Genomic DNA, 22,683 nt, shown 5'->3' with positions numbered 1-22,683 from the left:
AGGCGTGGCCAGCTAGTCGCCCGTTGGCGGCGTGGCGCACTGGCCGAGGATGGCCACAAGGGAGTAATCCTCCCCCCAGAACACGCCTTCGGCGAGGTCCCAGGCTGTTTCCGTCTGGTTCTCGATGTAGACTTCCGTTTCGGCGTCAAGCTCGCTCATGCCGAGCCCCATCTTGAGGGCTGCCTGGCGCTCCCATTGCGCTGAGGCGTCCCGCGCTGCGGCTTGGCTCAGCCCCGGATCAAGCTTCCCTGAAAGCAACTCGTTGCTCAACTCATCGGGCGCAAAGACCGACCAGACGTACCAGAACGCTGCGCAGGTCCAATAATGGTTTGCGGTCACGGGGCGTTCGTTGGCGGCTTTGCCCTGGGCGAAGGCGCCATTGATATTCGAAGAATCGTCAAACTCCGCCATCGCGGACAGAGAGGTGGCGGCCAGAAGCGCGGCAACGGCGAGCGTGCGAATGATCATGGATGGTCCCCTTTGGGCTATCTGTGCCCCCACAAAGCCGCGCTGAAAACCACCGGTTCAGGTGGGCTTGCTGTTTGCGCTGCCACGGGCGCACGCCTAGACTCCAGCGCTCTGAAATACCTGCTGGAACCGATTCCCCATGGCGAAACCGCCCACCTCTGCCTTCGTCTGCCAGAATTGCGGCGCCGTTTACGCCAAATGGGCCGGACGCTGTGAAGCCTGCGGGGAATGGAACACGCTGGTGGAAGAGGCCGTCTCCGCCCCGCCCGGCGCGCTGAAGGCAGAGAAAGCCGGCACAAAGCGCGGGCCGAAAGCCGAATTCATTGCCCTCGATGCGGAAACCGAAACGCCAAACCGCATCGTCATCGGCGTGGACGAACTCGACCGCGTGTTCGGCGGCGGCATCGTGCCGGCCTCTGCCACGCTGATCGGCGGTGACCCCGGCATCGGTAAATCCACGCTCCTGCTGCAAGCGGCCGCGCGCCTTGCCCGCAATGGCGTGAAGACAGTCTATGTCTCCGGCGAGGAAGCCGCCGCCCAGATCCAGGAACGGGCAAAGCGCCTGAAGGTCGCCAACTCCCCCGTCCAACTCGCCACCGAGACAGACCTGCGCAAGATCCTCGCCGCGCTGAAAGAGGCCTCACCCGATTTCGTGGTGATCGACTCGATCCAAACGCTCTGGTCCGACAGCCTGGAAGCGGCCCCCGGTTCGGTCGCGCAGGTCCGCGCCTGCGCGCAGGAACTGGTGCGCTGGGCGAAGAAGTCCGGCGCCGCGCTCGTGCTCGTTGGCCATGTCACCAAGGAGGGCACCATCGCCGGCCCCCGCGTGGTGGAACACCTCGTCGATGCCGTCTTCTATTTTGAAGGCGAGCGCGGCCACCAGTTCCGCATCCTGCGCGCGGTGAAGAACCGCTTCGGCCCGACGGACGAAATCGGCATCTTCGAGATGCATCAGTATGGCCTCGCCCCGGCCAAGGAGCCGTCTGCCCTCTTCCTCTCGGCCGAAGATGAAGGCAGCGGCGGCACAGCGGTGTTCGCCGCCATGGAGGGGTCCCGCCCCGTGCTGGCCGAGGTTCAGGCCCTCGTCGCCAAAAGCCCCTTCGGAACGCCGCGGCGCAGCGTGATCGGCTTCGACTCCGGCCGCCTCGCCATGCTGATGGCGGTGCTGGAGACGCGCTGCGGGGTGAATTTCGCCGGAATGGATGTCTATCTCTCGGTCGCAGGTGGCTACCGGATCAACGAGCCGGCAGGCGATCTTGCCGCCGCCGCTGCCCTGCTGTCGTCGCTCGCCGGAAACCCTGTTCCGAAGCGTTCGGTCTTCTTCGGCGAAATCGCGCTTTCTGGCGCCGTCAGGCCAGCGCCGCGCATGGATCAGCGCCTCAAGGAGGCCGCCCGGCTGGGCTTCCGCACCGCTTTTGTGCCTGAGGGCGTACCTTCAGCAGAGAGCGGCTTGACGGTGACGCCGATTGCAAGGCTTATCGCGCTCGTCGACTTACTCGCGCCGGACGCGCCTGATGCTTGAAAACATTTCAGCTTTTGACGGCATCGTCGTCGGTGTGATCATCGTTTCGGCGATCATGGCGTTTGCGCGCGGCTTCCTCCGGGAACTGGCCACGCTCGGCGCCTTCATCGGCGCGCTGGCTGCAGCCTATTATGCGCGCAAATTCTTCAGCACGACGGTCGCCGGCCTGCTGCCGGAAGGCAGCCACCCGCTGGCGCCCGACATCATCCTCGTCGTCTCCGCCTTCCTGATCGTCTATGTGATCGTGGCCTGGTTTGGTCAAAGCCTGTCAAAATCCATCATGACCAATGGCGAGATCGGCTTGTTCGATCATATCGCGGGCCTCGTGTTCGGTATTTTCCGGGGCTTCATTGCGCTGGTGTTCTTTGCGGTGCTGCTGAATGTGGCGGTCGAGCATGACCGCGTGCCCCCCTTCATCTCCGAGAGCTTCAGCTATCCCTATCTCGAGCAGATCGCTGACCGTGTCACCGGTGAAGCCGAAGAAGCCAGCCGCGAAATCAGTGCCCAGCGCCAGCCATAATCGCGCTGCTTGCCAGGCGGGCCGGGCCAGCTAGTCTCTGCTCCAGCACTTTTTCGGGGGACACGATATGAAGCCGTTCTGCATGCCGGCCCTTGCCCGCCACCTGCTCCTTGCCGGCGCTACGTCCGCCCTGCTCGCCGCCTGCGCGACCCAGCCAGCCCCGCCCCGACCGGCAGATACCCCGGCGCAGCAGCAAAGCGTGACCGACACGCTGAAAGCCCATGCCATCCCGGTCGCGGCGCTGAAGCCCAAGGATCCCGGGATCGCCGCGCTCGCACGCGCGGTGTCAGGCGCCCAACTCGTCAGTTTTGCGAGCGGCTGGTCAGCGTCGCAGGAAGACGAGGATCTCAAAGGCGCGCTCACCGAGGCTCTTGTCCACTCCGGCCGTCTGGGGCTGCTGGTGCTGGATGTGCCCTGCGACGGCGCGGAGGTGCTGAACGGCTACGCCAGCGGCAACGCCACAAGCATGCTGGCGGCAGACGTGGTCAGGTCCGCGCCGATTGAGCAGAGCCAGAAAACCGCAGCTCTGGCAGACATCCTCACGGTGCTGCGCGGATGGAACGCCGTAAACCCGGACCGCCCTGTGCAGGTGTCGGGCAAGCATTGCAAGGCCGCAGCCAGCGCCGATCCGGAACGGGTGTCAGTCTTCTGGGGCCTCGATCAATTGCCGGCCCATACCGGAGAGAAAGATCTCGCCGCCGCGGCCCTGCAATATGGTGAGCCGTCCGGAAACCATGTCTGGCTGGTGCAGACCGATGATGAAGGGCTTTCCGGCATCCTTCCAGCTTCCGGCTGGATTGACCTGCGTGCCCTTCCCGGCACCTCAGACGTTGTGACCTGGCGGCAGGACCGGGCAGTTACCGAGCCCCTTCTCCGGCCGCAACATCCCTCGTCTGCGGACATTCTTTTCCGGCATGCCGGGCGCACCCCATCAGCCCCGCTCTGAGACACGCGCTGTGATTTGATGACAAGAATGTCACTGCCGGGCTTTCGCCCGCAGAAGAACCAGCCTATATCCCCGCCTAGGCATAGGCCCCCACCAGCAAAGCCGGAACGTCCGATGGTCTTTTTCGATCATGATGACGATAAACCCCGCGAAGAATGCGGCGTTTTCGGAGTCTTTGGCAGCCTTGAAGCAAGTCTGCTGACAGCCCTGGGGCTTCACGCCCTGCAACACCGAGGACAGGAAGCGGCCGGCATCGTCAGCTTTGACGGCAAGCGATTCTCCTCCGAGCGCCATATGGGCCTCGTCGGTGAGAGCTTCGGCGGAGACCTTCGCCAGCGCCTTCCCGGCCACGCCGCCATCGGCCACAACCGGTACTCCACGCAGGGCCGCCCCATGGCCCGCAATATTCAGCCGATCTTTGCAGACCTTGATACCGGCGGCTTCGCCGTGGCGCATAACGGCAACCTGACCAATGCCCGCATCCTGCGTCAGGAACTCGTCCGCAATGGCGCCATCTTCCAGTCCACGATGGACACCGAAGTCATCCTTCACCTTGTCGCCCGCAGCCCGAAGAAACGCTTTGTCGAGCGCCTCGTCGATGCAATGCACCAGATCGAAGGCGGCTATGCCCTTGTCGGCATCACCGGCAAGAAACTGATCGGCGCACGTGATCCCATCGGCCTGCGCCCGCTGATCCTCGGCCGTCACGGCAAATCCTATGTCCTCGCCTCGGAAACCTGCGCGCTCGATATCATCGGGGCCGAGTTTGTCCGCGAGATCGAAAACGGCGAAGTTGTCGTCATCAGCGAGGAAGGCATCGAATCGATCCGCGCCTTCCCGCCGCGCCCGCCCAGCCCGTGCATCTTCGAATATGTCTATTTCGCCCGCCCGGACAGCTTCATCCAGGGCCGCTCGGTCTATGAAGTGCGCCGCCGCATGGGCCAGCAGCTGGCTGCCGAAACGCCTGCCGATGCCGATGTGATCGTGCCCGTGCCCGATTCCGGTGTTCCGGCTGCCCTCGGCTTTTCGGAGGCTTCCGGCATCCCGTTCCAGATGGGTATTATCCGGAACCATTATGTCGGCCGAACCTTCATCCAGCCGACCCAGACGGGCCGGCAGACCGCCATCTCGAAAAAGCACAGCCCCAACCGCGCCGTGCTTGAAGGCAAGCGCGTGATCCTCGTCGACGACTCCATCGTGCGTGGCAACACGTCGAAAAAGATCGTCCAGATGGTGCGCGAAGCCGGTGCCCGCGAGATCCACTTCCGCTCGGCCAGCCCGCCGATCGTGAACCCGGATTTCTATGGCATCGACATGGCTGCCAAATCCGAACTCTTCGCGGCCATCCATACCCATGAGGAAATGGTCCGTGAGCTGAAGGTGGAAAGCCTTGGCTTCCTGTCGGTGCCCGGCCTCTACAAGGCCATCGGCGAACCGGTGCGCGACGGTATGCAGCCGCAATTCGCGGACCACTGCTTCACCGGCGAATACCCCACCCCGCTGGCCGACCATCAGCGCGACCAGGCGGACAAAGAGCGCCAGCTCTCCCTGCTGGACGATGTGTAAGCCTCGCGCTAAAGCCGCGCGATGACAACCAAACCCCGTCTCGTTCTCGTCACCGGCGCCTCGCGCGGCATCGGCCGCGCCGTCAGCCTTGAGCTTGCCCGCCAGGGCAACATCGTCATCGCCATCGCCCGCTCCAAAGCGGCGCTGGAAAAGCTCGACGATGAAATCCGAAAGCTTGGCTCCGAGGCCGTCTTGGTCCCGATGGACTTGAAGGACACCAAAGGCATCGAGACGCTCGGCAAGATCATCGCTGAGAAGTTCGGCAAGCTCGACGGGTTCGTCGCCAATGCCGGCCTGCTGGGGACGCTTGGCCCGCTGGAAACCTGCGGCCCGCGCAGCTTTGAGGAAACCATCCAGGTGAACCTCACGGCCAATGCCCACCTCATCCGAGCGCTCGGCCCCTCTCTTCACCGCTCTGAAAACCCGCGCGCCGTCTTCATCACCTCCGGGGTCGTCCCGCGTCCGCGCGCTTTCTGGGGGCCCTATCAGGCCTCCAAGGCAGGCCTGGAAGCCCTCGTCAAAGCCTGGGCCGATGAGAGCGAAAAGATGCCGCTGCGGGTGAACCTCTTCGACCCCGGCGCCGTGCGCACCGGCATGCGCGCCGAAGCGATGCCGGGCGAAGACCCGATGACCCTGCCCACACCGGAAGATGTGGCGAAGGAACTTGTGAAGCTGGTTTCGCCGGAAGAAACCCGCACGGGCGCCCGCATCGTCTACCGAGAGATCGCGGTCAACTGAGCCTACTTCGCCGGGGCGCCCGCCAGCGCCTTTGCCTCGGCGGCTTCCGCCATTGCCACGGCAGCCACCGCGCCGTGCGCGGGCACAGGGCTGCGCGCAAGGCCAAGGCAGGCAGCGTAGAAGCCTTCATCCGCCGCGCCCAGCGGGTCAGGCAGGTCAGCGGCAATATCTACGCGCACTTCATAAGGCGTCGTGTTCTTCAGGCGCCGCGTCAGGAAGTCGATGTCAATTTCGCCGGAGGGATAGACCACACGCATGGTGCGCTCGCGGAAATCTGCCGCGCGGCTGGCGCGCAGTTTCGCCTTCCCGCCGCTGGCATAATCGAACACCGCTTCGGCCTCGTCGATATGCGCCGAATGCACCTTTCGGCCGGTCGCCTCGACATGGGTGAACTCCCGGCCGAGCATCATGGCGGCCAGGTCCAGGTCATGGATCATGAGATCCCAGATCACCGACACGTCTCCGGCGCGGCCACCCGGCGCGGGCGGACCGGAGCGGACCGACTCGATCAGCAGCGGCGTTTCCTTGATGGCGAGCACGCCCATGGCCATCGCCACGAAGCGTTCCTGATGGCCCACCTGCAGAATGCGGCCCCGGGCGGCAGCTTCATCGGCAAGATCACGCGCGGCAATGCCCGTCAGCGCGAGAGGTTTCTCCACCAGCACATGGCAATGTGCCTCGATGGCCTGGCGGGTGAGCGGCTCATGCCAGACTGCAGGCACAGCGATCACCACAGCGTCGCACTGGCCTAGGAATTCGGCATAATCGGAATAGCCCTGCGTGCCGAAAGTATCGGCCAGTTTCTGGGCGCGGGCGAGGTCCACATCGAAGATGCCGACAAGGTCTGCGCGTGCCGAAGCGGCGGCTTTCTGTGCGTGATAGTTTCCGAAGACGCCGGCGCCTGCAACGCCCACCCTGAGCCTGATCATTCCTGCCCTGATCCTTTTTTCTGGGCCGACATGACATGTGCCGGGGCGCCTCGGCAACCCTTGGCCTCAGGCCGGGACTGCTGCGCGGACGCGGGAATCTTCGATACACCCCCTTCACATACCGGGTCTGCCGGGTCATCTGGAGGGGACTATGCCGGACACATCCGGGACAAAACCGGACAATTCCGGACACAAAAATCACAAGGGAAGGAACCGCCATGTCCAAGCTCACCTCCACTGATTGGAGCCTCGCCGCCCGCCCCGTGGGCATGCCAAAGCTGTCCGACTTTGCCAGCCGCCAGGTGGAAGTCGCTGACCCGCAACCAGGCGAGATCCAGGTGGTGAACACATGGATGTCGGTCGATCCCTACATGCGCGGCCGGATGTATGACCGGGAGAGCTATGTGCCGCCCTTCCAGATCGGCGAGACGCTGCAGGGCGGCGCGGTCGGCCGGGTGACGGCGTCCGCCCATCCCGATTTCAAGACGGGCGATCTTGTCTCCTCCATGCTCGGCTGGCGCACAGCCTGGGTGGCCGCGCCGCAGGCCGCCATGGTGCAGAAGCTGCCGAATACCGGCCTGCCCGAGAGCGCCTATCTGGGCGTGGCCGGCATGCCGGGCCTGACGGCCTATGCCGGTCTCTTGCGCGTGGGGGAACTCAAGGAAGGCGATACCGTATTTGTCTCCGGCGCGGCGGGCGCAGTGGGCTCCACGGTTGTCCAGATCGCCAAGATCAAGGGCTGTACCGTCATCGGCTCTGCCGGCGGGGCGGAGAAGTGCGCCTTCGTCAAATCGCTCGGCGCCGATCATGTGATCGATTACAAACAGGCGCAGGGCTTTGACGGCCTGACCGCAGCGCTGAAGGCGGCCGCCCCCAAAGGCATCGACGTCTATTTCGACAATGTCGGCGGCGACCATCTCACCGCGGCGATCGAGGCTGCCCGCCCCTTCGCGCGCCTCGCCCTTTGCGGGATGATCGCGCAGTATAACGAGACCGGCAAACCCGAAGGCCCGCACAACATCATCCAGGCCGTCGGCAAGCAGTTGAAGCTTCAGGGCTTTATCGTCTCGTCACATGCGGATATGACCCCCGCCTTCCACGCCGACATGGCCAAATGGATTGCCGGCGGGAAAATGAAATATGAGGAAACCGTGATGAACGGGATCGAGAAAGCGCCCGACGCTTTCCTCGGCCTCTTCACCGGCGCAAACACCGGCAAGATGCTGGTAAAACTGGGATAGACATGGCTGCTCTTTTTGACGCCTACATCATGGTTGACTGGAGCGCGGCGGCCAAGCCGTCGCTCGGCGCCAATTCGATCTGGATCGGCATTCTGGCGAAGGATGCGCGCCTCAAGCTGCAATATCGCGGTGTGAACATCGACACGCGCCTGAAGGCCCGCGCCTTTCTCGAGGACATGGTCGCCAAGCTGACCAAGCGCGGCGACAAGGTGCTGATCGGCTTCGACTTTGCCCTCGGCTTTCCGGCGGGCACGGCGGCGGCGCTGGGCCTCGACACGTCGGCCCAGGCCCCGTGGCAGGCGACCTATGCCCATCTTGCCAGCAAGCTGAAGGACAAACCGGACAATTCCAACGCCCGCTATGCCATCGCGGCGGGTCTCAACTATGCGATCTCCAAAAGCGCCTTCCCCTTCTGGGGCGCGCCGGCACGCGATGTCGTCTCCACCCTTTCGGCCACCCGGCCCGATTATGAGGGCGGCGTACTGCCCGAATACCGGATCTGCGAGAACTACCTTAAAGAGAAAAAGATCGGCCAGCCGAAATCGGTCTGGCAGCTCGCCTATACCGGCTCGGTAGGCAGCCAGACGCTGACAGGCATCCCGCACGTCCATGCCCTGCGGCAGGCCTGGCCCACATCCCGCATCTGGCCGTTCGAACTCGGCACAGAGCCCCTTACCGCAGAGGCGCTCGAGGGAATCGACGTGGTTATGGCGGAGATCTACCCCGCGCTGGTGAAGGCCAAACCGGAAAAAGGTGAGGTTGCTGACGAAGCGCAGGTTCGCGGAATCGCCCGCCACTACGCCGATCTGGACGAAAAAGGGCTCCTGGCAGCGGCTTTTTCCACAGCCAAATCATTTTCCCCTGAACAAAACCGGCACATCACCGAAGAAGAGGGCTGGATTCTCGGCGTTTAGCCCGTGTTTATAGGGCGCTCGGCGTATTCACGGGCTACGAATCGTGGGTAAGTCGGCCCAATGGCGTGCAAACGTCATTTAACCTAGAGGAGAACCCCTATGAACAAGGGTGAACTGACCAAAGCGGTGGCAGCAGCTTCCGGCCTGTCGCAGAGCGACGCTGGCAAAGCCGTCGACGCTCTTTTTGACACCGTCGCTTCGGCAGTGAAGTCACGCCAGCAGGTTGCAATTGCCGGCTTTGGCACTTTCTCGGCCAAGACCCGGAATGCGCGCGAAGGCCGCAACCCGGCAACCAAAGAAACCATCAAGATCCCCGAGAAAACCTCTCTTGCTTTCAAACCGGCATCGGCTCTGAAAGACATCTAAGGTTCCGGCCCCCACGGGGGCCTTTCCGGATCAGGCGGCGCGTTCCACACCGGGGCGCGCCGCTTTCCATTCCAGCAGGATCACCTGCGCCGTACCGGCCGCGAAGACGCCGATGAACGCCCCCTCCAGCACGCCTGAAGCGCCCCGCCCCAGCGGAATGGCCAGCCAGTAGCAGATCGGGATCATCACCACGAAGAATGAACCAAGATGGATGGCGCTGGGCAGCCAGACCATGCCCTGCGCGCGCAAGGCAAAGGAGGCCGTCGCCTGCAGCCCGTCAAACACCGTGGCCGCCGCCGCCAGCCACAGTAGCGCGGCAATGGCCGGCGCAATGGCAATGCCGCCGATAACAGCGTCCTCGCGCACCAGCAGCCGCGAGATCGGCCCGGCGAGGCTGATCAGCAGCACGCCAAGCAGCACCCCCATCACCAGCGTGGCGACCACGCCCAACCGGCCGGCATTGCGCACCTCTTCCGGATTGCCCCGGCCGATGGCCTCTGCCACGCGCACGGAGGTGGCCGTGGCGATGCCGAGATAGAACATGAAGCACACGCCCATCACCTGCACCGAATAGCCATAGACGGCGTTGGCCGCGATGGAGACCCAGGTGGCGATGATGAAGGTGACGTTGAAGCCGCCCCATTCGGCGATGTTGGAAATGGCTGTGCCCGAGCCCACCGAAAGCTGGCGGCGGGCTTCCCCCTTCTCCGCCTCCGGCGAGCGGCGGAAGCCGGGGGTGAGCGCGGCCACGAAGATCAGCATGACAACGGCGATCAGCCAACGCGTGATGGTGGTGGCCCAGGCCACGCCCTCAGCCCCCATCTGCGGGAAGCCCCACCAGCCGGCAACCAGCGCCAGGTTGGCCACAAGGTTAATCGCCACGCCCGCATACATCACGATGGTAACGAGCAGCGGACGGCGCAGCGCCTCAAGATAATACGAACAGGCCTGCGAGATCATGTGCCCGCCAAGCCCGAAGGCGAGGATGCGGGTGACCGCCGCGGTGGACGCGGCAACCACTTCAGGCGAGGCGGTCGCAGCCGCTTCCTCGCTGGCCGGGGCGATGGTGACGAAGACCCAATGGAAGAAGGGATCGGCAAAGGGCACCAGCGCCGCCGTCAGCACCACGCCCAACAGGATGGCCCACCACAGCCCACGCCGGAAGACCCGGCCAGACCCAGCCGCCCGGCCCGTGCCCAGCATTTCGGAGGTGAGTACCTGAACACCCAGCAGGATGCCGATGCCAAAGCCCAGCGACACGCCGATTGGCAGCCAGGCAGAGAGCACATAGGCCAGCTCACCCGGCGCATACTGGCCGAGCACGATGGCGTCTGTCAGGCCCATGAGCATCATGGCCATACGGCTGACGGCGATAGGCACCGACAGCCGGATCAGATCTGCAATATCCTTTGCCCGCGCCCAGGCGGGCAGGCGCGACGTCGCCGCCATGACTGCCCTCCCTTTGATCTTATCCAGGCCTCTGCCTGATTTCTGAGCAGCCGGGCGTGATGCCCGAAAGACAGTCAGAGAGCAAGCCGTCCGGGCAAGGATTTTTCTGACGATGCCTAAGAGCAACAGGCAGGGCGAAGGCGCGCCCCCATCGGGGGGCTTTCTGTCAGAACAGGGTCGAGGCGCCGTTGGCGATGTTATGGGCGATCACTGGCAGCAGCAGGCTGCCGGTGCGCTCGCGCAGCCATAGCAGCAGGAAAGCCGGCAGGCCCGTCATCGCAAAGGTCATCAGGTCCAAATCCACCGCGCCCGCCTTGTAGCTCAAAGCATGCGTGATGCCGAAGAGAAGGCTGGTCAGCACGCCGCCATACCCGATCGGCGCGCCCGCGATACTTATCCTTCCACGGAAGGCTTCATTGAGGGCGAGCAGCAGCGTGCCGCGATAGAAGAGTTCTTCGTCCAGCCCCGGCATGGTCCACTGGAAGGCGATGGTTTCCAGGCTGTCCGGCTTCCCGTCTGCCCCGCTCAGCGCCAGCCAGAAGAACAAGCCGGCGAGCGCGCCGAACATCACCAGCGCCCCGCCCCAACGCGGCCCCTGGTCCAGCGTCATGCCGCAACGCTTCCAGCCGAAGGCGGGCAAAGACATGACGATCAGCGTGCCGGCAATCGCCGCCAGCTTGCCGGCCCAGTTCCAGTCTGCCTGAGGGAACGGGTCCGGGACCATCCAGAAACCGCGCGTCAGCAGCGCCTGATAGGCAAGGTTGAGCACCAGCGCCGCCACCAGCCACCGCCACCGGAAGCCACTGCGGAAAACAGCCGCGCCCAGCAGGGCAAGCCCCGCCAACACCCCCGTCTCGATCAATGTCCGGATCAGCTCGTTCATGCATCCTGCCTCCTCTGCCGATGCTTAGATGCAGCGGCAGAGGAGTTTGGATGCAGGCTATGCCGGGTTTTATCCCGCCTTGCGCGCGCCAGCGGCGTCGGCTTCGGCGGCCTGCAGCTTCTCGGCAATCAGGAAGGCCAGTTCCAGCGCCTGTTCGCCATTGAGGCGGGGATCACAATGGGTGTGGTAGCGGCTGGAGAGGTCTTCTTCGGAGATCGCCTGCGCGCCGCCGATACATTCGGTCACGTTCTGGCCGGTCATCTCGAAATGCACCCCGCCCGGATAGCAGCCCTCGGCCGACAGCACGTCAATGAACTGGCGCACTTCGGAGAGAACGCGGTCAACAGGCCGCGTCTTGAAGCCGGTGCCGGTTTTCAGCGTGTTGCCGTGCATCGGATCACACGACCAGACGACCGTGCGGCCGGATTTCTTCACCGCGCGGGCGAGCGGCGGCAGGCCAGCCTTCACGCCTTCCGAGCCGAAGCGCGAGATCAGCGTGATGCGGCCGGGCTCGTCCTTCGGGTTCAGCGTGTCGATCAGGCGGAGAAGCTCATCTGTCTCCATGCCGGGGCCGCACTTGATGCCGACGGGATTTTTCACGCCCTTGCAGAAATTGACATGGGCGTGATCCACCTGCCGCGTGCGGTGGCCGATCCACAGCATGTGGGCGGAGGTGTCATACCAGTCGCCGCTGGTGGAATCGATGCGGGTCATCGCTTCCTCATAGCCCAGCAGCAGCGCCTCGTGGCTGGTGTAGAACTCCACCTGCGACATCTGCGGAACGCTTTCAGCGTTGAGGCCAACGGCTTCCATGAAGCGCAGCGAGGCAGAGATCTGGTCGGCCAGCTTCTGATAGCGCTCGCCCTGCGAGGAGCGATCCACGAAGCCGAGCATCCAGCGCTGCACGTTGGCAAGGCTGGCATAGCCGCCCTGGCTGAAGGCGCGCAGCAGGTTCAGCGTGGCGGCCGATTGCGAATAGGCCTGGATCAGGCGCTCTGGGTCCGGAATGCGGGACTCAGGAGTGAATTCCATGCCGTTGATATTGTCGCCCCGGTAGGAGGGCAGCGTCACGCCATTGATCGTCTCGGTCGGCTCCGAGCGCGGCTTGCCGAACTGGCCGGCAATCCGGCCCACCTTCACGACGGGCTTGGCCGCGGCAAAGGTCAACACCACGGCCATCTGCAGGATCACGCGGAACGTGTCGCGGATGTTGTCCGGGTGGAATTCCTTGAAGCTCTCGGCGCAGTCCCCGCCCTGCAGCAGGAACGCCTTGCCGGCGGCCACATCGGCCAGCCGCGCCTTCAGGCGCCGGGCCTCGCCGGCAAACACCAGCGGCGGAAAGCTCCGGAGGCGGTTTTCAACAGCTGCCAGGGCGGCCGCGTCAGGATAGTCCTGCGGGATGTGCTTGGCAGGCAGGTTGCGCCAGTCGGAAGGATGCCAGGTCATTGCTCGGGTCTCACTCAGTTTTCGCCGCGATAAAACATATGAGCGCCCATTGCTCAAGTTTCACCATAATTTCACTGCAAGAAGATGGCGGAATCGCGGGCTGTCCCGTTAAAAGGCCGGTCCAGACAGAAGATTCATGCGCCGCGGGGCCAGATGTCGCACGTGTATATCAGCCATTCGGGCAAAGACCCGGACGCCCTGCTCGCTTTGCATGAGGCGCTGCGGGCAGCTTCCGTTGCGGTATTCCACCCCGGCGAAGACACTTCCCGCGCGGAAGCCGACGCCGCCATCGACCGGGCCTTTGCGATCATCGTGCTGGTGTCCGCCGAGGGCGTGCGCTCCCGGCGCGTGCGCCAGGATGTGGAGGCCGCCAAGGCGATGGGCCTCAAGCTCATCCCCTACCAGGTCGACAAGGCGCGCCTCAACGGCTTCTTCAAGCAGGAAGTCCAGCCCCATCTGCGCCTCTCCTCTGCCATGCCGGACGGCCTCGACCAGCTCGTGGCCGAAACCCAGGAAGCCTATCGGAAGAAATGCCCGGTCATCGCGGTGATGAACCTCAAGGGCGGGGTCGGCAAAACCACCGTCACGGCGCAGGTCTTCGGCGCCTGGCAGGAGGCCTTCGGGGGCCGCGTGCTGCTGATCGACCTCGATCCGCAATATAACCTCACCCAGACGTTCTACCCGATGGATCTCGCCGACGCCTCCTCCGCGCAGGACCGCTCGGTCATCTCCCTGTTCGAGCGTTCGCGCCTGCACGCGCGCGACGCGGCCTCGCCTGCCGAAAACTGGCTCGGCCTCACCATCCAGCCTTTCACCCCCGCCCCGCGCGATCAGTTCGTACACCCCGTTCTGGGCGTGGACGGCCCGCCGGGACGCCTCGACATCATCTCCGGCCAGTTCGAGATTTCCAAATACGCCTTCTCGGGCGACCCGGACGCTCTGGCCGCCGTGAAGCAGCATTTCCTGCGCAGCGTGGACCATTATCGCAGCGAATACGACCTCATCGTCTTCGATACCAACCCCAACGCCACCTTCCTGACGCGCTGCGCGCTGGAGGCGGCAGACCGGGTGATCGCGCCGATGCATGCCGACATCTACTCGCTGCGCGGCGTGCGCCTGCTCAATCAGGTGATCTGCAATCAGATCGAAGAGGCGAGGCGCCCGGAGCTGTCGATCCTCTTCAACGCCGTGAACCGGAACGAACAATCCACCTTCGAAGCCGATGCGCGCAATGGGGTGTTTGACGAGATTGCGGGTTTCCCCCTGTCAGAAGCGCTGCTGACCGCTGCCCTGCCCCGCTCGGCGCATTTTGCCGTCAAGGCCCCGCAGGAAGGCCAGCCCGCCTGGCGCCAGCTGGTCATCCATGCCGGGCGGGGCGGCGGCCTCAAACCCATCCGCGAAAGCCTGAAACAGGTCGCGCTGGAAATCCGTGATTTGAATGAGGGGAAGAAGGGGCACTAAACCCCTTCCGGCACCCATTTCGTCCGCATCGTGACGAGTTCTTCAGCGGCGGACGGGTGCAGCGCGCAGGTCTGGTCGAAATGCTGCTTGGTGGCGCCCATCTTCACGGCAATCGCCGCTGTCTGGATCATCTCGGCGGCATCATCGCCCACCACATGCACGCCCAGCACGCGCTGATCGGAGGCGCGCACAACCAGCTTCATGAATGTGCGCGTCTGGTCGCCGTTCAGCATGTTCTTCATCGGGCGGAACTTCGTCTTGTAGATGTCGATCTCGCCATAGGTCTTGCGCGCTTCGGCCTCTGAGATGCCCACCGTGCCGACTTCCGGCTGGGTGAACACCGCCGTCGGAATATTGGCGTGATCCATCTTCCAGGGCTTGCCGCCAAACTCGGTATCGGCAAAGGCATGGCCCTCGCGGATCGCCACAGGCGTCAGCGCCACACGGCCGGTCACATCACCCACCGCCCAGATATTCTCGACATTCGTGCGCGACCATTCATCCACGATCACATCGCCATTCCCGGCCAGCTTCACGCCCGCCTTGTCACATCCGAGATCGTCCGTATTCGCCCGGCGCCCCACGGCCATCAGCACAACATCGGTCTCAATTTCCGTGCCGCTGCTCAGCGTCACCGTCAGGCCGGCATCAGTCTTCTCGATGGAATTGAACACGCATTTCGTCACCACCCGCACGCCGGCCTCTTTGAGGCCTTCATGCACGGCGAGGCGGATTTCATCATCAAATCCGCGCAGCACGGTATCCCCGCGATAGACAAGGCAGACCTCCGTGCCGAGCCCGGCAAACACATGCGCAAACTCCACCGCAATATACCCGCCGCCCGCAATCACCATGCGCTTGGGCAGCTCGGTCAACTCGAACACGCCGTTGGAATCGATCACATGCTCAACGCCGGGAAGTTCCTCCGCAGACGGAAGCCAGGGCCGCCCGCCCACAGCGATGAGGATCTTCTTCGCGGTGATCGTCTTGCCGGATTTTTTGAGGCGCAGCGTATGCTGGTCCACAAATTCTGCGCGGTCATCAAACACATCGACACCGGCATTTTTCAGGTTGCGGTCATAGATCGCTGACAGGCGGTCCACTTCGGCATGCAGGCCCACCATGAACTTCTCATGATCGTAGGAGACATCCCCCACAGACCATCCGTATCCGGCAGAAAGTTCGATGTCCTTTCCATACTTGCTGGAATATACCATGAACTTCTTGGGCACGCAGCCGCGCACAACGCAGGTGCCGCCCATCCGGTATTCCTCGGCCAGACCCACCTTCGCGCCCGCCTGCGCCGCAATTCTCCCGGCGCGCACGCCCCCCGATCCGCCGCCAATCACGAACAGGTCATAGTCATAGGCGGCGTCGGTCATGGGATATTCCTTGGATTTCTAATGAATTACCGGCAGCAGATGTGAGGCGCCCGCCTCAGTATTCAATAATATGCGCGCCATTTTCGTCACCGATGATCACGGTGCGGGCGAGGCCGATGAAGAGGCCATGCTCCACCACGCCGGGCACCCCGGAGAGGAAAGCGGCCGTCTTTGCCGGGTCGGGAATGCGTCCACAATGGCAGTCGAGAATATGGTTGCCGCCATCGGTGACCAGCAGGTCCACACTGCCCGGCGCCTTGCGCAGCTCGATGCGCGGGCGCTCAACGCCTGAGGCGACGAGGGCGTCATGCACCTTCTTCGCAGTGATGGTGTAGCCGAACGGCGTCACCTCCACCGGCAGCGGAAACGCCCCGATATGCGGCACCTCTTTGGAGCTGTCGGCAATCACCACCATGTGATCGGAGGCATTGGCGATGATCTTCTCGCGCAGCAGCGCCGCCCCGCCGCCCTTGATCAGCACCCCGCCAGGGCCAATCTCGTCGGCGCCGTCGACGGTGAGGTGAATGCGGTCCACCTGCTCGAACGGGATCAGCGGAATGCCGAGGCTGCGGGCGAGGTCCCGCGTCTGCACACTGGTCTCGATACAGCGCACCAGCAGGCCATCGGCAATCTCGTCGGCCAGCATCTCGATGAAGAACTTCGCCGTCGATCCGGTGCCAAGGCCAATCGTCATGCCCTCTTCGACGAAATCCATCGCGGCGGCGGCGGCGTTCTGCTTTTCGGTATCGCTGGCCATGAGAGGCTATCCGTTCTGCTAGTCCTTGCCTTTGGTGCGGGCAGCCTTTTCGGCGGCCTTCTTTGCCCGGTAATTCTTCGCCCAGCCTTCGCGGGTCACCTGCTGGCCCCGGCCCACGGCAAGCGCGTCATCGGGCACATCCTTGGTGATCACGCTGCCAGAGCCGACATAGGCGCCGTTCCCGATCCGCACCGGCGCAACGAGGGAAGAGTTGGAGCCGACAAACGCCCCCTCGCCCACATCCGTCTGGTGTTTCAGATAGCCATCATAATTGCAGAAAATCGTGCCCGCGCCGATATTGGCGCCCGCGCCGATGGCGCCGTCGCCCAGATAGGCCAGGTGGTTTGCCTTGGCGCCCTCGCCCATGGCAGTGTTCTTGGTTTCCACGAAATTGCCAATGTGAACGTTTGCGGCCAGCACCGTGCCCGGCCGCAGCCGCGCATAAGGGCCAACACTGCAGCCCGCGCCAACGACCGCGCCTTCGAGGTGGCTGAACGCGCGGATCTGCGCCCCGCCCGCCACCTTCACGCCGGGGCCGAACACCACATTCGGCTCGATCACGGCGTCGGGGCCGATCTCGGTATCGTGAGAGAAGAACACCGTTTCCGGGGCCACCAGGGTGACACCGGCCTCCATCAGCGCGCGGCGGCGGCGGCTCTGGAAGATCGCTTCGGCCTCGGCGAGGTCCACCTTGGAATCGCAACCGATCAGATCATCCTCACCCGAAACTGCCACCGCGCAGCCAATGCCTTCGGCGCGCGCAAGCCCCACAAGGTCGGTCAGGTAATACTCGCCCTTGGCATTGTTGTTGGTCACCTTTGCCAGCAGGCGGAACATGTCGCCCGCGCGGCCTGCCATGACGCCTGAGTTGCAGAGGCGCACCCTGAGCTGGTGCGGCGTGGCTTCACGCGCTTCGACAATGGCCTCCAGGCTGCCATCTTCGGCGGTGATCAGGCGGCCATAGAGGCCGGGGTCTTCGGCCTCGAAGCCCAGCACGCCCAGCCCGGTCTTGCCGGAAAGTGTGCCGAAAAGCGCTTCAATGGTCGCCGCCGGCACCAGCGGGCTGTCGCCATAGAGCACCGCCAGATCGCCCTCAAACCCAGCCAGCGCGCCCTCAGCGCAGCGCACGGCATGGCCGGTGCCCTGCGGCGGGTCCTGATAGGCAATGGCAATGTCGGGATGGTGTTTTCCCAGATGCGCAATCAGCACGTCCTGCGAGGGATGCACCACTGCGACGATCTTCTCTGCGCCAACATTCCGCGCCAGTGCGATTGACCAGTCGACCATCGGCCGCCCGGCGACGGCATGCATCACCTTGGGCAGGGGCGACTTCATCCGGGTTCCCTTGCCGGCAGCAAGGATGACGGCGGCGCGCTGTTTGGGCGTGTCAGTCAAGTGCGGGCTCCCTCTCGCTTTCCTCTGCCCCATCGCCTAGACGAAACCCCGCAACTTGGCGAGGGCGAAGGAGGGTCTGGCATGGCGGAAATGGGCAGCTTCGAGGGCTGGACTGTCGCTTTCGATCTGGACGGCACGCTGGTGGATACCGCGCCAGACCTGCTGGGCGCGCTCAATCATGTGCTTATCGATGCCGGCCTTGCTCCGGTGGACCTGCCGACGATTGCGACCCTGATCGGCAATGGCGCCCGCGCCATGATGGAGCGCGGCTTCGGCGTGCACGGAGTCACCCTGCCCGCGCCGGACATGGACGCGGCGTTTGAGCGTTTCATCGCCTATTATATTGAGAATATAGCTGTCGGCTCGCGCCCGTTTGAGGGCTGCGTCAACGCGCTGGATGCTCTGCTGGATGCGGGCGCCACACTCTGCGTCTGCACCAACAAGCGCCAGGATCTCAGTGAGCGGCTGATCAGCGAGCTTGGCCTGACCACCCGCTTCGCCGCCATTCTCGGCGCGGACCGGGCAACCAATCGCAAGCCGCACCAGGATCATGTGTTCGAAGCCGTCCGCGCGGCGGGCGGCACACCGGCCCGCGCCCTGTTCGTGGGCGATAGCCGAACAGATGAAAGGGCAGCCCGGAATGCCGGACTGCCCTTCCTGTTTGTGACCTTTGGCTACGAAGCCGAAACAGTCGAAAATCTCGCGCCCGATGCGGTCATCGGCCACTATTCCGAATTGTTACCAGCTTTGTCAGTCCTGAGGGATCAAGCCGTCGCTTCGTTGCGCGGACGGTAAGTGGGGCGCGAAGACCCAACTTCACCGGCAGCGCGGCGGCGCGGCATGCCATTGACCATATTGGAACGCACGTCGCAGCGGGCGCTCCGCATCGCGGGAACAAAACCTGCGTCCACGAGGTCTACGTCGACCTCATAACCGCGCTCTGCCCAATACGAATTGATTTTTTCACGGAGGCGCTTTGCGCCTTCTTCGTCACACCAGTCTTTCACTCTGCTCTCTCCAGGCGATCTTATCGTTTTTGAAGTTGAGACAGCCCTATGGGGGGCCATCTGTGCCTGTCCTTCTTAAGGTTCATCACGCGGACCTTGCCGGCCCGTCTGTGTATGTCCGGTAGATGACAATGTTTGCCGGGTTTCTCAAGAGCAATTCTATATAACTTTTTCTTAAACTAAGAAGATGAACAACTGTTCATCATGAACGCTCATTCATCTGGCGTTCATCTTGTGATCCTGATCAGGGTATTGCCCGTTTAATTGCAACCGTTTGCAGTTGCGGCGCACAATCCCAGCGCCTGCCGCCATCTACCCTCATAAGAAGTATAACGCACACGCCCGCTCGCGTATCATGCAATTCCGCATGGCTTCAACGACGATCCATGCGTCCACATTTCCGTACTTAACCACGAAAACCCACCTTCGCCTATCTCGCAGCTGCCTTGCGATATGTGCTTGACCTCATCCTGAAGCAAGATTACCCACCCCGCTCGCGGTCGGGCGATTAGCTCAGCGGTAGAGCACTGCCTTCACACGGCAGGGGTCACAAGTTCGAACCTTGTATCGCCCACCATTCTCCTTTCCGTCCGCGTTCTTGCCGGTTCCCCAGCTTTCTGAACTGTTCAATGGCGCAGGGCGCGAAGCGCAGTATAAGCCGCCCGATGAAAGCGTTTTTCCGCTCTGCCCCTGTTGTTGCCGTGCTCGGATTCCTCATCTGGGCCTGGATGGCGCTGGTCGGCCGCACGGTGCGCTGGACGATCGAAGGCGAAGCCGAAGCGCGCGCCGCGCTGGCCGTGGAAAAGCCCGGCCTCATCGTAGCGTGCTGGCATGAGACCATCCTGCTGATGCCGGCAGGCTGGAACCGCGCGGTGCGCCACTGGCCGGAAAAGCGCGGCCGCGCCGCCATGATGATCTCCCTCTCCCCCGATGGCGAACCCGTCGCCCGCGCCATCAAACACCTCGATCTGGATGTCGTACGCGGCTCCAAGGGCAACAAGAAGAAGACGAACAAGGACAAAGGCGGCATGCGCGCCATCGCCGAGGCCGCCAGCCGCCTGCGCAGCGGCGGCTATGTCTGCATGACGCCGGACGGCCCGCGCGGCCCCCGCCGCATCGCCAGCCAGGGCGCCGTGACCCTTGCCCAGCGCAGCGGCGCCGCTGTTCTGCCCTATGCCATCTCCACCCGGCCCGCCCCGCGCCTGAAAAGCTGGGACCGCTTCATCATCCCCCTGCCCTTCACGCGCGGCGCCATTGTCTTCGGCCCGCTGCTCGTTTGCCCCCGCGAGGCATCGCCCGAGGCGTTGCAAGAAGCGCTGCAACGCGGCATGGATGAGGCAACCCGGCGTGCCGAAACGCTTGCCGGATATCCCGAACAACCCGCCAGGCCGGAGCTTATGACAGAATGACGCCTGCGTTATTCGCCTACCGGCTTACCACCTATGCCGCCTCGCCCTTCCTCGGCTTTGTGCTGAGCGACCGGGCGCGCAAGGGCAAGGAAGACTATCTGCGCCTGCATGAGCGCTACGCCAAACGCCTGCCGCCGCGCCGGCCAGGCCCGCTGGTCTGGCTGCATGGCGCGAGTGTCGGTGAAAGCGGCCTGCTGCTGGAGCTGGGCCGCCGCATGATTGCCGAGCGCCCCGGACTGATGCTGGTCTTCACCAGCCAGACCGTCACTTCCGCCCGCGTGCTGGGGCCCCTGCTTCCCGACAACGCCATTCATGCCATGGCCCCGCTCGACACGCCCCAGGCCGCCCGCCGCTTCATCCAGCACTGGAAGCCCGACCTCTGCGTCTTCGCAGAAGGCGAGATCTGGCCAAACCTGATCCATGAAGCCCGCAAGGCAGGGTCTCGCACTGCGCTCGTCAATGCGCGGATGACGCAGAAATCCGCCGAAGGCTGGCAGAAGGTGCGCAGCCTGTTCCGCCAGCTTGTCGGTAATTTCGACATTGTTCTGGCCGCAGATCTGGATACCGGCCAGCGGCTGGAAAATCTGCTCGGCCGCCCGGTCCGCGCGGCAGGCAATCTCAAATCTGCCCTGCCCCCGCCCGGCGCCAATGAGGTGGAGATGAGCCGCATCGCCGCCAATTTCATCGCCGGGCGCCGCTGCCTCTTGGCCGCCTCCACCCATCCGGGTGAGGAGGAACTCTTCCTCGACGCCGCCGCCACGCTGCACGAAGATGTCGCCCTGATCATTGCCCCGCGCCATCCCGAGCGCGGCGACGAGATCGAAGCCCTGCTGAAACAGCGCGGCCTGCGCCATGCCCGCCGCAGCAAGGGCGTCCAGCCCGACAAGCGCGACCGCGTGCTGCTGGCCGACACGATGGGCGAGATGGGCACCTGGCTGCGTCTTGCAACGGCAGTCTATCTCGGCGGCGGCCATGCCGAAGGCGTTGGCGGGCATAACCCGCTCGAGCCGATCCGCCTCAACCGCCCCGTCGCCACCGGCCCGCGCGTCCATAATTTCGCAGACCTGATGGCAAGCCTCGAGGCGACCGGCCTCGTCCACACGGTCGATGGCCCGGCCGCCCTGCACACTTTCCTGCAGGCGCCCCCGCCGGTGCCCGAAGATGCGCTGGCCAAACTCGCCGCCGAAGCCGACGAGCCGATGCTGCTGACGCTCGGCGTGCTGCTGCCGCTGCTGCCCAGGCCGCTGCTGGAAGGCGCGGGCGCGGCCTCGGAGGGGCGGCGGTGAGAGCGCCGCATTTCTGGTCGGCCGGCCTTGATCCGCAATCCCGTGAAGCTGCCCCGCTCACCCGCCTGCTGCTGACGCCCTTCTCGATGCTCTATCTCTGGGGGCTCCGGCGGAAGCTGGCGCGCGCCGTGCCCGACAGCGCCCCCGTGCCGGTCGTCTGTATCGGCAACCTCACCACCGGCGGCGCCGGCAAGACGCCGGTAACCGAAGCCATCCGTAACCGGATCACTGCCCGCGGCCTGCGCGCCGCCAGCCTCTCGCGCGGCCATGGCGGAAAAGAGCGCGGCCCCCTGAAGGTTGACGCTGGCGCGCACACTTACCGCGATGTGGGCGATGAGCCGCTGCTCCTGGCCGCCACCGGCGAGGCCTGGATCGGGCGCGACCGTCCGGAAGCGGCTCGCGCCATGGCGGCGGCGGGCGCAGACGTAATCGTCATGGATGATGGCCATCAGAACCCGTCCCTGAAGAAAGACCTCACCTTCATCGTGATTGATGCAGGCGCGCCCTTCGGCAATGGCCAGGTGCTGCCCCAGGGGCCGCTTCGGGAAAAGGTGCCTGAAGGGCTCGCCCGCGCCGATGCCGTTATCCTGATGGGCGAAGGCCCGGTGCCGCGTGAAGTTACCGCCAGCGGCCTGCCCGTGCTGCGCGCGCGGCTCGCCCCGGCGGAGGCCCCGCCGCTCGGGCCCCTCGTCGCCTTTGCCGGCATCGGGCGCCCGCAGAAATTCTTCGACAGCCTGGCCGAGGCAGGCGGCCATGTCTCCGACGCGGTGCCCTTCGGGGATCATCATCCCTATGCCAAAGGCGACATCCAGTTCCTCCGCAGCCTGGCACGCGATCATGGCGCGCGCCTCGTCACCACCACCAAGGATCATGTCCGCCTGCCGCCGGAAGTGCGGCAGGAAATCCACGCCTGGCCGGTAACCGCAGTATTCGAGGATACCGCAGCGCTTGACGCGGTGCTCGCGCCGCTCTTCAAAAGCTGACGGAAAGCTGACGCA

The 22,683-nt window shown here is 64.3% G+C and carries 22 protein-coding genes and 1 tRNA gene; 14 read left to right on the top strand and 9 right to left on the bottom strand.

From position 1 onward, the window contains the following. Positions 1–12: 12 nt before the first annotated feature. Positions 13–468: a hypothetical protein gene (locus BBF93_RS03140; protein WP_114104925.1), complete on the bottom strand. Its 456-nt coding sequence runs from the start codon at positions 466–468 to the stop codon at positions 13–15. Positions 469–607: 139 nt separating this feature from the next. Here BBF93_RS03140 and radA point away from each other — a divergent pair, with 139 nt between their 5' ends. The 5 genes from radA to BBF93_RS03115 all read left to right on the top strand — a co-directional run bounded on the left by radA (position 608) and on the right by BBF93_RS03115 (position 5,760). Continuing rightward, positions 608–1,990: a DNA repair protein RadA gene (gene radA / locus BBF93_RS03135; RefSeq protein WP_114104924.1), complete on the top strand. Its 1,383-nt coding sequence runs from the start codon at positions 608–610 to the stop codon at positions 1,988–1,990. Beyond that, positions 1,983–2,510 carry a CvpA family protein gene (locus tag BBF93_RS03130; RefSeq protein ID WP_035593340.1) on the top strand — a complete coding sequence of 176 codons (528 nt, stop codon included), beginning with the start codon at positions 1,983–1,985 and terminating at the stop codon, positions 2,508–2,510. Before radA ends, BBF93_RS03130 begins: the two co-directional genes overlap by 8 nt. A gap of 67 nt (positions 2,511–2,577) precedes the next feature. After that, positions 2,578–3,456: a hypothetical protein gene (locus BBF93_RS03125; protein ID WP_162786380.1), complete on the top strand. Its 879-nt coding sequence runs from the start codon at positions 2,578–2,580 to the stop codon at positions 3,454–3,456. Between the two features lie 114 nt (positions 3,457–3,570). Continuing rightward, the gene (purF, locus tag BBF93_RS03120; protein WP_035593336.1) at positions 3,571–5,022 is read left to right on the top strand and encodes an amidophosphoribosyltransferase; all 1,452 of its coding nucleotides are present in this window, start codon (positions 3,571–3,573) and stop codon (positions 5,020–5,022) included. 21 nt (positions 5,023–5,043) lie between these two features. Then, on the top strand, positions 5,044–5,760 hold the full coding sequence (locus BBF93_RS03115) for an SDR family NAD(P)-dependent oxidoreductase (protein WP_114104922.1): 717 nt from the start codon (positions 5,044–5,046) through the stop codon (positions 5,758–5,760). A gap of 2 nt (positions 5,761–5,762) precedes the next feature. On the opposite strand, the gene BBF93_RS03110 is transcribed toward BBF93_RS03115, so the two are convergent. Continuing rightward, entirely contained in the window at positions 5,763–6,689 is a 927-nt protein-coding gene (locus BBF93_RS03110) for a Gfo/Idh/MocA family protein (RefSeq protein WP_114104921.1), read from the bottom strand. Positions 6,690–6,907: 218 nt separating this feature from the next. Between BBF93_RS03110 and BBF93_RS03105 the strand changes: the two genes are divergently transcribed. From BBF93_RS03105 to BBF93_RS03095, 3 genes are all read left to right on the top strand, one after another. Beyond that, entirely contained in the window at positions 6,908–7,930 is a 1,023-nt protein-coding gene (locus tag BBF93_RS03105; protein WP_114104920.1) for an NADP-dependent oxidoreductase, read from the top strand. A 2-nt stretch (positions 7,931–7,932) separates the two neighbouring features. Further along, entirely contained in the window at positions 7,933–8,844 is a 912-nt protein-coding gene (locus tag BBF93_RS03100) for a hypothetical protein (RefSeq protein ID WP_114104919.1), read from the top strand. A gap of 99 nt (positions 8,845–8,943) precedes the next feature. Beyond that, positions 8,944–9,210, top strand: coding sequence for an HU family DNA-binding protein (locus tag BBF93_RS03095; protein WP_035593325.1), 267 nt, complete (start codon positions 8,944–8,946; stop codon positions 9,208–9,210). 30 nt (positions 9,211–9,240) lie between these two features. Here BBF93_RS03095 and BBF93_RS03090 read toward each other — a convergent pair whose 3' ends face one another. The 3 genes from BBF93_RS03090 to BBF93_RS03080 all read right to left on the bottom strand — a co-directional run bounded on the left by BBF93_RS03090 (position 9,241) and on the right by BBF93_RS03080 (position 12,988). Then, positions 9,241–10,659, bottom strand: a complete 1,419-nt coding sequence (locus tag BBF93_RS03090; RefSeq protein ID WP_114104918.1) for an MATE family efflux transporter — start codon at positions 10,657–10,659, stop codon at positions 9,241–9,243. 166 nt (positions 10,660–10,825) lie between these two features. Next, positions 10,826–11,542, bottom strand: a complete 717-nt coding sequence (locus BBF93_RS03085) for a CPBP family intramembrane glutamic endopeptidase (protein ID WP_114104917.1) — start codon at positions 11,540–11,542, stop codon at positions 10,826–10,828. A gap of 69 nt (positions 11,543–11,611) precedes the next feature. Next, positions 11,612–12,988, bottom strand: coding sequence for a class II 3-deoxy-7-phosphoheptulonate synthase (locus tag BBF93_RS03080; protein ID WP_114104916.1), 1,377 nt, complete (start codon positions 12,986–12,988; stop codon positions 11,612–11,614). Between the two features lie 153 nt (positions 12,989–13,141). Between BBF93_RS03080 and BBF93_RS03075 the strand changes: the two genes are divergently transcribed. Further along, the gene (locus BBF93_RS03075; RefSeq protein ID WP_162786379.1) at positions 13,142–14,449 is read left to right on the top strand and encodes an AAA family ATPase; all 1,308 of its coding nucleotides are present in this window, start codon (positions 13,142–13,144) and stop codon (positions 14,447–14,449) included. Here the strand turns inward: BBF93_RS03075 and gor are convergent. Genes gor through glmU form a run of 3 tightly spaced genes read right to left on the bottom strand, consistent with a single transcriptional unit; the run spans position 14,446 to position 17,983 of the window. Then, positions 14,446–15,831, bottom strand: a complete 1,386-nt coding sequence (gene gor, locus BBF93_RS03070; protein ID WP_114104914.1) for a glutathione-disulfide reductase — start codon at positions 15,829–15,831, stop codon at positions 14,446–14,448. The two genes, BBF93_RS03075 and gor, sit on opposite strands and share 4 nt — an antisense overlap. Positions 15,832–15,886: 55 nt before the next feature. Beyond that, positions 15,887–16,588 carry a ribose-5-phosphate isomerase RpiA gene (gene rpiA, locus BBF93_RS03065; protein ID WP_035593312.1) on the bottom strand — a complete coding sequence of 234 codons (702 nt, stop codon included), beginning with the start codon at positions 16,586–16,588 and terminating at the stop codon, positions 15,887–15,889. A gap of 18 nt (positions 16,589–16,606) precedes the next feature. Continuing rightward, complete coding sequence (gene glmU / locus BBF93_RS03060) at positions 16,607–17,983, bottom strand: bifunctional UDP-N-acetylglucosamine diphosphorylase/glucosamine-1-phosphate N-acetyltransferase GlmU (RefSeq protein ID WP_114104913.1); 1,377 nt, start codon at positions 17,981–17,983, stop codon at positions 16,607–16,609. 81 nt (positions 17,984–18,064) lie between these two features. On the opposite strand from glmU, the gene BBF93_RS03055 reads away from it, so the two are divergent. Next, positions 18,065–18,778 carry an HAD family hydrolase gene (locus tag BBF93_RS03055; RefSeq protein ID WP_114104912.1) on the top strand — a complete coding sequence of 238 codons (714 nt, stop codon included), beginning with the start codon at positions 18,065–18,067 and terminating at the stop codon, positions 18,776–18,778. On the opposite strand, the gene BBF93_RS03050 is transcribed toward BBF93_RS03055, so the two are convergent. Next, positions 18,748–18,990 carry a hypothetical protein gene (locus BBF93_RS03050; protein WP_035593304.1) on the bottom strand — a complete coding sequence of 81 codons (243 nt, stop codon included), beginning with the start codon at positions 18,988–18,990 and terminating at the stop codon, positions 18,748–18,750. The genes BBF93_RS03055 and BBF93_RS03050 overlap by 31 nt on opposite strands. Before the next feature lie 502 nt (positions 18,991–19,492). Between BBF93_RS03050 and BBF93_RS03045 the strand changes: the two genes are divergently transcribed. From BBF93_RS03045 to lpxK, 4 genes are all read left to right on the top strand, one after another. Continuing rightward, positions 19,493–19,567 (top strand) — tRNA-Val (locus BBF93_RS03045). Between the two features lie 88 nt (positions 19,568–19,655). Next, entirely contained in the window at positions 19,656–20,399 is a 744-nt protein-coding gene (locus BBF93_RS03040) for a lysophospholipid acyltransferase family protein (RefSeq protein ID WP_162786378.1), read from the top strand. Further along, positions 20,396–21,685 (top strand): 3-deoxy-D-manno-octulosonic acid transferase, encoded by a 1,290-nt coding sequence (locus BBF93_RS03035; RefSeq protein ID WP_051612129.1) that lies wholly within the window; start codon positions 20,396–20,398, stop codon positions 21,683–21,685. The genes BBF93_RS03040 and BBF93_RS03035 overlap by 4 nt, the downstream gene beginning before the upstream one ends. Continuing rightward, positions 21,682–22,668 (top strand): tetraacyldisaccharide 4'-kinase, encoded by a 987-nt coding sequence (gene lpxK / locus BBF93_RS03030; RefSeq protein ID WP_114104910.1) that lies wholly within the window; start codon positions 21,682–21,684, stop codon positions 22,666–22,668. The genes BBF93_RS03035 and lpxK overlap by 4 nt, the downstream gene beginning before the upstream one ends. Positions 22,669–22,683 lie beyond the last annotated feature (15 nt).

This window comes from Hyphomonas sp. CACIAM 19H1, assembly GCF_003325995.1.
In the GTDB taxonomy this organism is placed as follows: Bacteria; Pseudomonadota; Alphaproteobacteria; order Caulobacterales; family Hyphomonadaceae; genus Hyphomonas; species Hyphomonas polymorpha.
This window is presented reverse-complemented; position numbering and strand designations above follow the sequence as displayed.